Annotated in this window: 12 protein-coding genes; 6 read left to right on the plus strand and 6 right to left on the minus strand. The window is 71.2% G+C overall.

Translation table 11 applies throughout. From position 1 onward, the window contains the following. Positions 1–115 precede the first annotated feature (115 nt). From ACFFNX_RS01560 to ACFFNX_RS01570, 3 genes are read right to left on the minus strand one after another with little or no spacing between them, the layout of a single operon-like run. Positions 116–613, minus strand: a complete 498-nt coding sequence (locus ACFFNX_RS01560; RefSeq protein ID WP_378193842.1) for a hypothetical protein — start codon at positions 611–613, stop codon at positions 116–118. Continuing rightward, positions 610–1,980: a sensor histidine kinase gene (locus ACFFNX_RS01565; protein WP_378193844.1), complete on the minus strand. Its 1,371-nt coding sequence runs from the start codon at positions 1,978–1,980 to the stop codon at positions 610–612. The genes ACFFNX_RS01560 and ACFFNX_RS01565 overlap by 4 nt, the downstream gene beginning before the upstream one ends. After that, entirely contained in the window at positions 1,977–2,651 is a 675-nt protein-coding gene (locus ACFFNX_RS01570; RefSeq protein WP_378193847.1) for a response regulator transcription factor, read from the minus strand. Before ACFFNX_RS01570 ends, ACFFNX_RS01565 begins: the two co-directional genes overlap by 4 nt. 121 nt (positions 2,652–2,772) lie before the next feature. On the opposite strand from ACFFNX_RS01570, the gene ACFFNX_RS01575 reads away from it, so the two are divergent. From ACFFNX_RS01575 to ACFFNX_RS01585, 3 genes are all read left to right on the plus strand, one after another. Next, positions 2,773–4,770 carry a transglycosylase domain-containing protein gene (locus ACFFNX_RS01575; protein ID WP_378193850.1) on the plus strand — a complete coding sequence of 666 codons (1,998 nt, stop codon included), beginning with the start codon at positions 2,773–2,775 and terminating at the stop codon, positions 4,768–4,770. Between the two features lie 105 nt (positions 4,771–4,875). After that, positions 4,876–5,112, plus strand: coding sequence for a hypothetical protein (locus ACFFNX_RS01580; RefSeq protein ID WP_378193853.1), 237 nt, complete (start codon positions 4,876–4,878; stop codon positions 5,110–5,112). Between the two features lie 18 nt (positions 5,113–5,130). Beyond that, positions 5,131–6,093 (plus strand): MvdC/MvdD family ATP grasp protein, encoded by a 963-nt coding sequence (locus tag ACFFNX_RS01585; RefSeq protein ID WP_378193856.1) that lies wholly within the window; start codon positions 5,131–5,133, stop codon positions 6,091–6,093. Between the two features lie 89 nt (positions 6,094–6,182). On the opposite strand, the gene maeA is transcribed toward ACFFNX_RS01585, so the two are convergent. After that, entirely contained in the window at positions 6,183–7,472 is a 1,290-nt protein-coding gene (gene maeA, locus ACFFNX_RS01590) for an oxaloacetate-decarboxylating malate dehydrogenase (RefSeq protein WP_378193858.1), read from the minus strand. A gap of 108 nt (positions 7,473–7,580) precedes the next feature. Beyond that, positions 7,581–9,635, minus strand: coding sequence for an NPCBM/NEW2 domain-containing protein (locus tag ACFFNX_RS01595; protein ID WP_378193861.1), 2,055 nt, complete (start codon positions 9,633–9,635; stop codon positions 7,581–7,583). Positions 9,636–10,135: 500 nt separating this feature from the next. Here ACFFNX_RS01595 and ACFFNX_RS01600 point away from each other — a divergent pair, with 500 nt between their 5' ends. After that, positions 10,136–10,927, plus strand: a complete 792-nt coding sequence (locus ACFFNX_RS01600; protein WP_378193864.1) for a hypothetical protein — start codon at positions 10,136–10,138, stop codon at positions 10,925–10,927. A gap of 59 nt (positions 10,928–10,986) precedes the next feature. Here ACFFNX_RS01600 and ACFFNX_RS01605 read toward each other — a convergent pair whose 3' ends face one another. Then, the gene (locus ACFFNX_RS01605) at positions 10,987–12,054 is read right to left on the minus strand and encodes a DUF6348 family protein (protein ID WP_378193867.1); all 1,068 of its coding nucleotides are present in this window, start codon (positions 12,052–12,054) and stop codon (positions 10,987–10,989) included. Between the two features lie 217 nt (positions 12,055–12,271). Between ACFFNX_RS01605 and ACFFNX_RS01610 the strand changes: the two genes are divergently transcribed. Together ACFFNX_RS01610 and ACFFNX_RS01615 are read left to right on the plus strand one after the other, a co-directional pair. Next, positions 12,272–12,847, plus strand: a complete 576-nt coding sequence (locus ACFFNX_RS01610; RefSeq protein ID WP_378193870.1) for an RNA polymerase sigma factor — start codon at positions 12,272–12,274, stop codon at positions 12,845–12,847. Next, positions 12,840–14,024: a CU044_5270 family protein gene (locus ACFFNX_RS01615; RefSeq protein ID WP_378193873.1), complete on the plus strand. Its 1,185-nt coding sequence runs from the start codon at positions 12,840–12,842 to the stop codon at positions 14,022–14,024. Before ACFFNX_RS01610 ends, ACFFNX_RS01615 begins: the two co-directional genes overlap by 8 nt. The last annotated feature ends 60 nt before the right edge of the window (positions 14,025–14,084 follow it).

Genomic DNA, 14,084 nt, shown 5'->3' on the forward strand with positions numbered 1-14,084 from the left:
TTCAGTGAAGCGTCGCCTCCGGTGTCACCGGAGTGCCGGTGGAATCATCCGTGGTGGTCTCGGGACCGTCCGGGCCGAGGTCCCTGGTGCGGCGCCACCTCGGTGGCGAACGACGTCAGCGAGCGTCCGTACTCGGCGATGGCACCGGAGGTGGTGCGTTCGAGGAGCACATCGGTTCGCGATGGACCGGGTAGGGGAACGAGAGCCTCATGACGGGTCGGCCGGCCAGCATGAGCCCGGTGCAGTAGATCTGCGCGTACGCCGCCGGGGCGAGCTTGGGCACGGGCGGGATCGTGTCGATGATGAGCGCCCGGCCGCCGATGTCGCGTACGGCGAGCTGCTTGATCCCGCCCAGCTCCGTGGTCAGGCCCTTGGCGCGCTCCTCCGGGGTGGGGCCGCGGACCAGGTCGTCGAAGACCAGCTGGGCGTCCCAGGGACTGGTCGCGCGGCCCACCGGCGATGGCATCCCCCGCAACAGGAAGTACACCTGGGACCGGGGCGACACCGGGGCGGTGGCGACCGGAGCGTCGCCCGCGTACACCACGCCGGTCGGGCGCACGCCGCAGCCCGCGAGCGACAGGACCGCCAGGGCGGCGGCGGCCAGGCGCCTCACGCGGGGATCCGTACGGTGAAGACGGCGCCGCCGCCCGGCACGTGGGCGGCCTCGATACGGCCGCCGTGCAGCTCCGCGTAGGCCTGGGCGATGGCCAGGCCGAGGCCGCTGCCGCGGCCCGCGGGGCGGGCCTGGTCCGCCTTGAAGAACCGGTCGAACACCCGTGGCAGCAGGTCGTCGGGGATTCCCTTGCCCTGGTCGATGACGCGTACCTCCAGTCCAGGCCGTCCGGTGACGCGGACCGGCGGCGCTCCGTGCAGCAGCCCGTTGCCGATGAGGTTGGCGAGGATCACCTGGAACCGGCGGGGATCCACGCGAACCCGCAGACCCGCCGGTACCTCGATGACGACCCGATCCGTCCAGCCACGTGTCTCCACGCACTCACGGACCAGGCCGGCGAGCGGTACCTCGTCCAGGTCGAGGTGGGCGGTGCCGGCGTCCATCCGGCTGATCTCCAGCAGGTCCTCGACGAGCGCGCCCAGCCGCCGGGTCTGGCCGGCGATGAGCCGGGCCGCCGTGCCGGTGTCGGCGGGCAGGGCCGCGGCGTCCTCCTCCAGCACGTCCGTGACGGCGGTCATCGCCGCGATCGGGGTGCGCAGCTCGTGTGACACATCGGCGGCGAACCGCCGCGCGTTGGCCTCCATCCGGCGCAGCTCGCGCACGGTGTACTCCAGGGAGGAGGCGCTCTCGTTGAAGGCCCGGGCGACGTCGGCCAGTTCGTCCCGGCCGCGCACCTCGACGCGCGCGCCGAGATCGCCGGCGCCGAGGGCACGGGCGGCCCGGCCGAGCCGGCGCAGCGGCCGGAGCACGCTGCCCCCGAGCAGCAGGGCGAGGACCAGTGCCAGCACGAGGGTCAGCGCGCCCGCGCGGATGAGCGCGCGCTGGATGCCGTCGAGGTCGTCGCGCTCCCCGGTGAGCGAGGCGAACACGTACACCGTCAGCGGCGACGGCTCCCGATCGGCGGTACGGACGCGGGTGGCCATCACCAGCCACGGCTCGCCGTGCCGGACGACGCGCTGGAAGTACAGGCCGTCCTTCGCCCGGGCGGCCAGCGCGGGCGGCACGTCCGCGGTCCCGAACTCCCCGGTGCTCAACGTCGTGGTGCCGGAGGTGACGACCACGGTGCGGTCGGGGCGCACGAGGGCCTGGGCCACGTCGCGCAGGGTGTTCTCCGGCACGGGGTCGGCGAGTGTGCCGGGCACGACGCGGGCGAGCGTGTCGCGGGTCTCGGTGAGCACCAGGTCCTGCGTCCGCTGCAGCACGGTCCGGCGGACGAGGACGTAACCGATGCCGGCGACGAGTGCGGTCGAGGCCAGGCAGGCGACGATGAACGAGGCGAACATCCGTCCGCGCAGCCCGGTGATCAAGGGGCCACGAACCGGTAGCCGAACCCGCGGACCGTCTGGATCAGTACGGGGGCCGAGGCGTCCCGCTCGACCTTGGCGCGGAGCCGCTGCACGGAGGCGTCCACGAGCCGCGAGTCACCGGCGTACCCGTGGTCCCACACCGCCCGCAGCAGGTGGCTCCGGCTGAGCACCTGGCCCGGATGGCGGGTCAGCTCGAGCAGCAGCCGCAGCTCGGTCGGTGTCAGATGGACGTCGGCGCCCGCGCGCGACACGCGCAGCGCGCCGCGGTCGATGACCAGGTCGCCGTAGGTCGACCGGTCCGCGGTGCCGCCCACGGCCCGCCGCAGCACGGCGCGGATGCGGGCGTCGAGCACGGCGGGCTCGACCGGCTTGATCACGTAGTCGTCCGCGCCCGCCTCCAGCCCGACGACCACGTCGAGGCTGTCGCTGCGGGCGGTCAGCAGGATGATCGGCATCTGGTCGGTACGCCGGACGCGGCGGCAGAACTCGAACCCGTCGATGCCGGGCAGCATCACGTCGAGGATGACGATCTCCGGCCGCCGTGCGCGCGCGTGTTCCAGCCCTGCCTCGCCGGTCGCGCAGGCGGTGACCGAGTGCCCCTGGCGGGTGAGGGCGAGCTCCAGCCCCGTACGGACCGAGGGATCGTCCTCGACGAGCAGAATCGCGGACATCGCCCCATTATCGGGCCGGGCATCAGGCCCTCGACGCTACGTCACAGAATCCGGACATTACCCGGAAAGTGTGACGGCGCCGCGACACCAGCCGGACGTCCCGCGCCGAGGCTTGATCAACATGGCACGAACACGGAAGGGCGGCCGGCGGTGGCGGCTGGTCCGGCGCACCCTGTACGTCCTGGCCGTCGGCGCCGGGGCCCTGTGCGTGGCGGTCGGCATCATGTACGCGCGGACCAGGGTGCCGCCGGTGAACGCCGCCGCGCGGGCCCAGTCGAGCACGTTCACCTACCGCGACGGCACCACGCTGGCCGAGGTCGGGAGGCTGAACCGGGTGGCCGTGCCGCTGCGGGACGTGCCCCCGTACGTGCGCGGCGCCGTGCTCGCGGCCGAGGACCGCGGCTACTACCGCGACCCCGTCGTCTCGCCGTCCGGGCTGACGCGTGCGATCTGGGCGGCGGTGTCGGGCGGGTCGCGCCAGGGCGGCTCCGGCATCGCCCAGCAGTACGTCAAGGTGGCCTACCTCAGCCCGGAACAGACGCTGTCGCGCAAGGTGAAGGAGCTGTTCATCGCGGTCAAGCTCAGCCGTTCGCGATCCAAGGACTGGATCTTCGAGCAGTACCTCAACACGGTCTACTTCGGCCGGGGCGCGTACGGCGTCCAGGCCGCCTCGCAGGCGTACTTTCACAAGAACGTGGGAGCGCTGACCCCCGCCGAGGGCGCGCTGCTGGCCGGGCTCATCCAGGCGCCCTCCTACCTCGACCCCGCGCTCGGGCACACCGCGCAGACCCAGGCACGATGGCGATACGTGATCGACGGGATGATGAGCACCGGCGCACTGCCCAAGGGCCCGCTGCCGGCGTTCCCCCGGGTCGCTCCGGCGCACACCGAGTCGACCTACGCCGGGCAGCGGGGGTACCTCATCGAGCGGATCATCGGCGAGCTGCACGATCACGGCCTCGACGACGACCAGATCTACCGGCGCGGCCTGCGCGTGACCAGCACGATCGACCAGCGGATGCAGGCGGCGCTGCCGGGGGAGGTCGACCGCGCCACCGGCCGCGACCACGACCTGGAGGTCGGGCTGGCCTCCGTACGGCCGGGAACCGGTGAGATCCTGGCCGCCTACGGAGGCCGCGACTACCTGACCCACCAGTACGACAACGCCTTCCTCGCCGCGCTGCCGCCGGGCTCGTCCTTCTCTCCCTTCGTGCTGGCGACGGGCCTGCGCGCCGGGATCGGCCTGCGCAGCACGTTCGCCGCCACGCCGGACGGACCGGTCGTCAACGACGATGACGCCCAGGCCACGTCGGCGGACCTGCTCACCGCGACCGCCCGCCCGTACGCCACGGTGTTCTCCCGGCTCGGCGCGAAGGTGGGGGCGTCCGCGGCGGCGCGGGTGGGTCTGCCCGGCCGCCTGCCGCCCTCGGGTGTGCACGCCGTCGACCAGGCGGCGGCGTACGGCGCGCTGGTGAACGGGACCTACGCCGCACCGCACATCCTCGCGAGGGTGACGGATCGATCGGGCAAGGTGCTGCTCGACGTCCGGCCGCGCACGCGTGCGGCGTTCTCCCCGGAGGTCGCGGCGGACGTGACCTTCGCCCTGCAGAGGGCGTTCCGGGCAGGGGAGAAGGAGAAGGCGACCCACGAGGCGAAGGCGGGCCGTTCGGCCCGGGTCCGGCCGGCGGCGGGCACCATCGGCACCACGGACCACAACGCGGCGGGCTGGTTCTGCGGCTACACGCCGGACACCGCCACGGCCGTCGTCGTGTACCGGGCCAGCAACCGGCCGGTGGTCAACGTCGGTGACGCACCCCGGCGGAGCAGCGCGGACGTACCGGCGGAGATCTGGCAGGCGGTCACCGAGAACGCCGAGCCGAGCCCGCCTTCCCGTCCCTTCCCGCCGCCCGCCTGGGTCGGGTCGACGCAGAACTTCGTCCCGCCGTCTCCGCCGCCGGCCGCCCCGTCGCAGCCCACACCGGCCAGGACGACGCCGCCGGCATCGGCCGGCCGGACCGCCAGGCCGAAGCGGCCATCGGCGAGCAAACCGGGCGAACGGCCGACGGACGTCCCGGCGCCGGGCAGCCCACCGCCCAAGGCACGAGGATCCGCCGGCTGAGCCGGCGGGCCGGTGCGTGTACCCGACCTGTACCGGCGCTTCCTATCGTTGGGCCGACTCTTCCGAGGGACTCTCGAAAGTCATCGTCCAACGAGAGGGAGAAAGATGCTCAGTCGGGTCTACGTCAAATTGGCGGGTCTGTTCGTCGCGGCCGTTGTGCCGTTCGGTATCGACCTGCTCGCCCATTCGACCTCGGTCCAGGCGCCCGATCACCTGGCCTCGGTCGTCGGCGGTGTGCACTCTCCCGGATGCGTCGACACGGCCGGTGCCATCGACAACTGCGCCGCCGAGCCCCATTTCGTCCCCGGTGACTCCGCCGCCGACATCACCGGCCTGGCCTGATCCGAGAGGTCATCGTCGATGCGACCCACCGTCCTTGCGCTGACCGATCGCCGCGACGCTCACCTGCCGTTCGTCCAGCGGCATCTGGACGATCCCATCGTGGTCGCCGATCCGCGGACCCTGCTGAACGGGGGCGAGCTGACCTACCGGCCGGGGAGCGCGGGGACCGTCGTCATCGTCGACGGGCAGGTCCTGACGGATGTGGCGGGCGTGTGGTTCCGCAAGCCGCTCAACGTCTCACCCGCCGACCTGCCCGTCGACCAGGAGGTCGCGCCCTATTCGGCCAGCGCCATGCGCGAGCAGTACTCCCAGCTGCTCACCGAGTTTCCCGGCGCGCAGTGGGTCTCCGACTATTTCGCGATCCTCCGGGCGAGTAACAAGCTCTACCAACTCTCGGTCGCCGACCGCATCGGGCTCCGGACACCGCCGACGATTTTCACCTCCGAGCCGAAGAGAGCGGCCGAGTTCATCGGCGCCCATCGGCGTGTCGTCAGCAAGCCCATCGGGATCGTGCATCCGACGGTGAACGGCGAGAAGAAGGTTCTCTTCACCACTCTTCTCGACGAGGACCGGCTCCCGGACCTGTCCAACCTGCACCTGGCGCCGTCCATCTTCCAGGTGGCGCCCGACGTCGTACGGGACCTCCGCGTCACCGTCGTCGGCGAGAAGGTGTTCCCCGCCGACGTCACCACCAGCAGGTCGGACGGCCTTTCCCAGGTCTATGACTCTCGCATCGGCCACTACGAGGGAGGGATGACGATCACCGAGGCGCACGATTTCCCGGCGGACCTGGCCGGGAAGTGCGTCCGCCTGCTCAAGGAACTGGGACTCGGCTTCGGCGCGATCGACCTACTCGTGGACAGCGCGGGGGAGTACTGGTTTTTGGAGAACAACCCGAACGGCCAGTGGGCGTACGTCGAGCAGGCCACCGGCCAGCCCATCGGAAAGGCGATCGCCGACCTTCTCGCGGGACGCCCGTAAATGAAGTGATCTGCACCGGTCGCCGCCCACTGGTCTCGGCGCGTCGCAGGAGGCTTGGCCTTCGTCGACCCGCGGGCCGTCGTCGGCGGTCATGGACGCCGTGCCCTGACCGGGCGGTAGGCCGGCTGCCACATCGTGGCCCGCACGGCCTCGACCGGTTCCTTGAGGTTCACGCGGGCCAGGTTCTCGCGCGTGGCCTGCCCGGCGACTGCTACCGCGACGGTCGCCGAGACCTCCCGCAGATCCTCCACCCGGGGAAGCAGCGACGCGCCCGGGGCGGTCACGTCGACCATGCCACCGACGGCCTCGGCCGCGGCGTGCAGCATGCCATCGCTGATCCGGCGGGCCCGAGACACGATCGCGCCCAGCCCGATCCCGGGATAGACCAGCGCGTTGTTGGCCTGCGCGATGCGGTACGTCACGTCGTCACGGGTGATCGGGTCGACCGGGATGCCGGTGGCGACCAGGGCCCGGCCGTCGGTCCAGCGCAACAGGTCATCGGGCATCGCCTCGATCCGCGAGGTGGGGTTGGAGATCGGGAAGATGACGGGGCGGTTCACGGCGGCGGCCATCGCGCGGACGATCGGCTCGGTGAAGGCACCGTGGACCGTCGAGGTGCCCAGCAGCATCGTCGGCTCGACTCGCTGGACCACCTCGAGCAGGCCGATGCCGCCGTCGTCCCTCTTCCAGCCGGCGACCTCGGCGGAGGGACGGGCGTAGGGCCGCTGGAAGTCCCGCAGGCCGGTCATGTCGTCCAGCAGCAGGCCCTGCCGGTCGACCGGCCAGATCCGCCGGGTGGCGATCTCCTCGTCGAGCCCGTCCCGGATCATCGTGGTACGCAACCGGTCGGCGATTCCGACGCCCGCGGTCCCGGCGCCGAAGACGACGATCCGCTGGTCCCGCATCGGTGTGCCGGACACCTGTACGGCCGACAGCATCGCGGCCAGCACGATCGCGCCGGTGCCCTGCGTGTCGTCGTTGAAGGTGGGGATGTGCGGGGTGTATCTCTCCAGGATCCGCCGCGCGTTGGAGGGGCCGAAGTCCTCCCAGTGCAGCATGGCGTGCGGGAACATACGGGTGGCCGCGGTCACATAGGCGTCGATGAACGCGTCATAGCGCTGACCGCGCACGCGCGCGTGCCGGTTGCCGACGTAGCCCGGGTCGTTCAGAAGGGCCTCGTTGTCCGTGCCGACATCCAGCGCCACCGGGACGGCCCGGGCCGGGTCGACCCCGGCAGCGGCGGTGTAGACCGCGCGGTCGCGCAGAGCCTCCAGGTAGATGTTCTTCAGCAGATCGGTCGACTGCGCCCCGTACTGCGCGTACACCCTGCGGGCCTGCTCATCGATGGTCTCGACGGCCGATGGCAGCAGACCGTGCATCGCGAAGGAGTGCTCTGGAGAGGACCTACCCGATCATCGCCGTGGAACGTCCGCGCGCGCGTGACGCGGCCCCGGCGGTCGCCCGCCGGGGCCGCGTAGGCCGGACCGCTACGAGTCCGCGCAGGTGAGCTGCGGCTGGGCGATGTCGGCGTTGTCGTAGGTGACGCCGTTACCGGCGTCGCCGACGTCGATCCGCACGACCTGCGCGCCGGTCAGCGGCACGTCGACGTGCACGGTCGGCGTGCTGTTGGTCACGACGCCGCTGTCGTAGATCGACTGGCCGTCGGCGCTGATGCGGTACGTGACGGAGCCCTGTCCCTGGACCGAGTCGTCCAGGCCGAGGTCCGCGGTGAGCCGCGAGCACCGCCCGCCGAGGTAGTAGTCGATCGAGGCGACCGCGTTGGTCCAGAGCCCGTGCTGGTACGTCGTCCCGTGAATGGTCAGCGGACCGCCGAAGTAGCTCTTGTCGACGAGCACCGGCCCGTACCCGTTCGTCGCCGACAGCCAGGACAGGTCACTCAGGTACGGCGACCCGGACGGCCCCACGAGCACCCGTACGGTGGTGTCGCTCTTCGCCGTCGACGTGTGCGCGCGGTCGCCCCACCGGTAGGTGGCCGTCCCGGTCAGGGTGTACGAGCCGGGGCCCACATCCGGGGGCACCGTCACCTGCCAGGTGCCGGACAGCCGCTTGCCCGTGGGCACGGCGGGCGCGCCGACCGGTCCGCCGTCGATCTTCCAGCCGGACGGGCCGGTCAGGTTCAGCGTCGCGTTCGTGACCGCCGTCCTCCCGTCGTCGCCGAAGGTCGCCGTCGTGGTGATCTTCTCGCCGGCCTTGGCGACGTGCAGGTCGGAGCCGGGGTAGGCCGGCGGCACCTGCGGGTCGACGGAGACCTCGGTGACCGGCGGGTAGCGATCGACCTCGCCCTTCAGCGGCGAGACCCGGTACAGCGCGGCGCTGTGGGCCGGCACGGAGGCCGCGATCACTCCGGCCGACTCGGCGGTCCGGTGCGCCCACAGGTCGCGGACGGCGTAGGCGCCGACGGAGCGCAGGCCGGCGGCCTGGGCGGTGGTGGAGATCCTCGCCGTGGTGTCGCCCCGGTTGAGGAGCATCACGGCGCGGTCGCCGTTCGCGAGGGTGCGGATCCAGACGTCGGCGGCGTCGGTGTGCGTCAGGCGTGTCGCCTGAGCGCCCAGCCGGTCCTGGTCGATGGCGATCACCTCGCGGTTGGTGAGGATCGCCTTGGTGGCCGCGGACATGTTCCGCAGGTCGTTGCCGGCGAGCAGGGGAGCGGCGAGCATCGCCCAAGCGCTGAAGTGCGCCTGGCTCTCGGCGTCGCTCGCCATCTTGCCGACCATGAGGATGTCCGGGTCGTTCCAGTGCCCGGGCCCGGCGTACGGGGCCAGCGGCGCCTCCTGGTCGATGTTGGCGAGGGTCTGGCTCCACTGGGAGCCGTAGTCGTTGCTGGTGCGCCACATGTTGCTGATGGCGGGCGCCCAGGTCCACGGCTGCAGCTTGGGGTCCCACTCGCAGATGCTGAAGAACATCGGCCGGCCGGTCGCCTTCAGCGCCTGGCTGTAGGCGGTGTACAGCTTGACCGCGACCTGCTGTTGCGACAGGCCGGGGAAGTCATTGAACGGCACGTTGCACCAGTCGACCTTGACGAAGTCGACGCCCCAGGACGCGAAGGTGTCGGCGTCGTCCTGGACGTGGCCGTAGCTCCCGGGGTAGCCGGCGCAGGTCTTCGTGCCGACGTCCTCGTAGATGCCGAGCTTCAGGCCCCGGGCGTGCACGTAGTCGGCCACGGCCTTCATCCCGTGCGGGAACTTCGTGGGGTCGGCCCGCAGCTGCCCGTTCGCGTCGCGGGTGGAGGCCGCCCAGCAGTCGTCGAGGTTGACGTAGCGGTAGCCGGCGTCGCGCATTCCCGAACTGACCATCGCGTCGGCGGTCTGCTCGACGAGCTGTTCGTTGACGTCGCAGAAGAACGTGTACCAGTCGTTCCAGCCCATCGGGGGCGTGGCGGCCACGGGGGCGGGGGTGGCGGCTCGGGGCGGGTGGCCGAGCGGGCGGGCGGACGCGGGGCTCGCGAGCGCCAGTGTGGTCAGCAGCACCGCGACGAGGGCGATGAGCGAGGTGAGAGAGGTGTGGCGGGTCGGGCGGATCACCTTTGCTCCTCTCGGGAGTCTGAGGCTTCCAGAATGTTGATCACCGCGGAGGCACGGCCGGACCGGCGTTTTCCCGTCTCGTCAATGGTGTTGATCCGGCCGATGTGATCCAGAGCATAAGGACGGTTTCGCCGGCCCGACATGTCTGAAGGAACGGCTCGCCTGGACAAAACGACGATTGTGCCGGGGCACGCGATGCGAACAGCGGAGGTCCCTGGACGTTCTGGTGGCCTCGCCGCCGGCCCGATGTCCGCCCGGTCTCACCGGCCCCGGTGGCACGGTCATTTCCCGATTGTCAAGGTCACGCCTCCCTACCGGCCTGGTTTGATATATGGGACGATCAGCTCATTAGGAAAGCAAATTAATGCGTAAGGCAAACGGCAAGTCCGTGCGTGAGGGTGGTCGACGACCGGCATTACGCATGGCCGACGGATGACACGTATCGCGGTGACCGAAAGTGGGGAGGTAGGGGCCCACGTCGAGCGGGCCCCGGCAATCGCATGGCTTTCGACATTGAGGACTACACCCGCACGTCTCGGGGCATCACTTGGGACGACCTTCCGCTGAACGACTTTCGCGATCGTCCCCTGTCGCCACGGGCGGTGTTGAGCCTGCGGTACATGTGCGACGTCGAGTACCACACGGTCTGTTACCTGCGCGACATGCTCGTCACGCCCTCACACCGGGATCCCGCTGTGACGGCGTTCATGACCATGTGGAACGTCGAGGAATACTGGCACGGTGAGGCCCTTGCGGCGGTTCTCGACCTGCATGCCGTCCGCGTCGGCCATGAGCACCTCATGGCCGTTCGCCGCAAGGGGGGCTGGCGTGACCGGCTGGACCCGATCAAGCAGTCGCTCATCGCCAATATCGTCGGCGACGACTTCGTCGCCGTCCATATGGCGTGGGGCGCGGTCAATGAATGGTCGGCGATCGCCGCGTACAAACGCCTTGCCGCACTCGAGAACCACCCGGTCCTGTCGGCGCTGCTGGAGCGGATCGTCCGGCAGGAGGCCCGCCATGTCGCCTTCTACGCGACGCAGGCGCGTGATCGGCTGGCGCGCAGCGAGAAGGCCCGGAAGCTGGCGCGGTTCGCCCTGCGAAGGTTCTGGGCTCCGGTCGGAGCGGGCGTCATGCCCGAGGTGGCCGTGCGACACATGCTGCGACACCTCATGAGCGGACCCGACGGCCGCCGGGCGGCCCGCGGAATCGACGCGCACCTTCGGAAACTGCCGGGCCTGGGGAACCTGCGCATCGTCGAGGCCTCACTCGACTCGCGCGGCATCGTCTGATGAAGGCCTGACCTGGCGGTTCCCCGGCCCGGACCTCGCCCGCGTGGGCGCCTGGGCGGCTACGCGTCGCCGGCCGGCACGAGCAGGCCGAAGATCCGCATCGCGACCCTCCCGTCGGGCAGCGGCGCCCGGCCGCCGGCGATCGCCGCCTCGCCGCCGGGCCACTCCTCGCTGTCCAGCAGCACCTCGTTGGTCTGCAGCCGGCCGTCGCCGTACACGACGAACAGGCGCAACCCGTGCACCTTCCGGGTGAGCGGCTCCGCGCGCAACGCCTCCAGCAGCCGGTCGAGCAGGGGCCCGGCGGAGGGCACCGGCCGGTCGGCGAACAGGTTGATCTGGGTGCCCAGCACCAGTTCGAACGCGCCGTTCGGGTGCTGGTAACGCTCTCGCTCGACCTGGCCGGAGGCGGCGGGGTTCAGGAGCCCGTCGACGATCGGGTGCAGCGCGCCGAGCTTGAGCTTGTTCACCGCCTCGCCGATCGCGTCACGCCAGGTGGTGCCGTGCCCGGCGAAGCTCTCCACCAGCCATGGCCTGGCCAGCGCCGGGTGCGACACGGCGAAGTCGACCTGAGCCATCACCAAACCGGGCGGGGCGGGGTGGACGAACAGCTTCGCGTCGACCCGCGTCTCGCCGTCGAGCCGCACGCCGTGCCCGCGAAGGAAGTCCTCGAATATGGCTCGCGGCGAGGGTACGCCGCCGTCGCCCTGCTCGACCGGCGGAAGGTCGGAGATCAGGGTGGACTCGCTGAGCACCAGGTCCGACAGCTGCGACCCGGAGTGCAGCGCGCTGTTGATCGCGTTGAACTCGGCGCTGCGCACCGCGATCCGTCCGACCTCGCTGCGGCCGGCGTGCTGCGCGCGGTCCAACGCGGCCACGAACACCGGTTCGGCCGAAAGGCTCAGCCGTCCGCCGGGGGCCATCAGTGCGTCCTGGTACGAGACGTCCGGCAGCAACCGCCGCGTGTACGCCATCGGCAGGAAGACCAGCAGCCGCTCGGCCAGCCATGGCTCGACGCCGGCCTTGGTCAGCCGGTCCCAGACCTCCTCGTCACCCGGCGGCTCCTCACCCGCACAGAACGCGGCGATCCCCACCTCGACCGCGGCGTCAAACCCCGTTGATTCGATCATCGCGCAACCCTACTTCCCGCCGAGGACGAGAGGCAGTACGAATGCGTTTCTGCCCGTCCCGGGGAAACGGACCGGCGACGTCCGGGCCCGGCATGCATGACCGGGTGCCGGCCCCGCCGCGATATCTCGGCAACCGGCCGGCGGGCTTCGGGATAGAGGAGGGTGTCAGCACCCCTAGACGCGAAGGACATTCGCCCATGAAGGAATATCCCGGCCCATGGCCATGGTGACCCATACCAGGGATGACCGCGACGACCGGGGAATCGTCGCCGCTTCTCTCGAGGACGCCGAGGCGTTCGGTGAGTTGTTCCGCCGCCACGCGCCACGGCTTCACGCCTACATCAAGCGACGCCTGGGACTCACCCTCGCCGACGATCTGGTGTCGGAGACGTTCGCGACCGCGTTCCGGCAACGGGACCGGTTCGATGGCCGGGCGGACTTCGGCGCGTGGCTGTGGGGCATCGCCGCCAACCTGATCGCCAAGCACCATCGCCAGGAGACCCGCATGTACCGGGCGCTGGCCCGGACCGGCGTGGACCCGGCCGAGGACGGCGTCGCCGAGCGGGCCAGCGACCGGGCGTCGGCCGCGGCGCTCGGTCCCCGCCTGGCCAAGGCGCTGGCCTCCCTGGGCGCCCAGGATCGCAACGCCGTCCTGCTGCTCGCCTGGGGCGAGATGTCCTACTCCGAGATCGCGGCGACCCTCGACCTGCCCATCGGCACCGTCAAGGCCAAAATCCACCGGGCCCGGATCAAGCTCCGCAAGGCCCTTCCGAAGGAGCGAAACGATGGATGAGATCGACGCCCTGCGGCAGATGCGGACCGCGCTGGCCGAGGAGGAGCACCCGGACCGGCTCGCCCTACGCACCGACTGGCGGTCCGACGGCACGCCACGTCGTCGTCGGCGTGGTTTCACGATCCCGCTGGTGAGCGTGGCGGCGACGGCCGCCGCCGGGACCGCCATCGCCCTGCTCGTGCCCGGTGGTTCGGGCGACCGCGTCGTACCCCGCCGGACCGTCACCGCCGGCAACGTGCTGCTGGTGGCCGCGTCGAACGCGGAGAAGACGCCGACCGGCCGGTACTGGCACACCGAGACCGTCACGGGGACGGTTCAGGACGTCGGGAAGAGCGCGGCGGACCACTACACGGTCGACCTCAGGCAGCGGAGCATCAGCTGGGTCGGCCCGGACGGCAAGCGGCGCATCGCGATCGTGGACGAGGGCGGTCATCCGATGACGCCCCAGGACATGGCCAAGTGGCGGCAGGCGGGTTCCCCCAAGATGGTGAAGGTGCCCAACCCCGAGGGCCCCGGGAGCGTGTCCTTGGACATGCAGGCGCTCTCCAACGGCCGGCGCGCCTTCCGCTCGTACGGCGGCGACTACTACGGCCTGACGGCCGCGCAGGTGGCCAAGCTGCCCACGGACGCCAAGGCGCTCGAGAACGCCCTGCTGACCCTCAAGGGCGACTGGCACGCCTACACGTCCAAGCCCGGGAAGGAGCCCATCCGGGCCCTGCGGGGTGCGGAACGGACCCGGGCGCTGAGCGACGTCGCCGGAACCCTGCTGTCGCAGGCACCCGCCCCGCCGCGGGTACGGGCGGCGGCGTTCCGGATGCTCGCCACCCTGCCCGGGGTCAAGGCCGGCGGCACGGCGGCCGACCCGATGGGCCGTACGGGAAGGGTGATCTCCCTGCCGTTGACGACGACCGTCCCGCTCGGCCTGTACACCGCGCCCAAGCAGCTGGGCACCTACCAGCGGCAGTGGATCATCGATCCGGCCGGCGGGCACCTCCTGGCCATCCGCGACCTGGTGGCCACGCCACCGCACGGCAGCCGGCCGCTCCCGTCGGGAGACGACGGCAAGCCCCGCCGCCTGGAGGCCGACCACATGCCGGACCGCTTCCACCGGCCGGGCGAGGTGTCCTCGTACCAGCTGTTCGCGGTGGCCGAGTGGACGAACACCTCACCGCGGTGATCCCGCGAGCCGCCGTGCCCACTCTGCCGGGCACGGCGGCTCGCCGTCCGATTGAACCGG

The sequence above is a fragment of the Actinoallomurus acaciae genome, assembly GCF_042429965.1.
Taxonomy (GTDB): domain Bacteria; phylum Actinomycetota; class Actinomycetes; order Streptosporangiales; family Streptosporangiaceae; genus Actinoallomurus; species Actinoallomurus acaciae.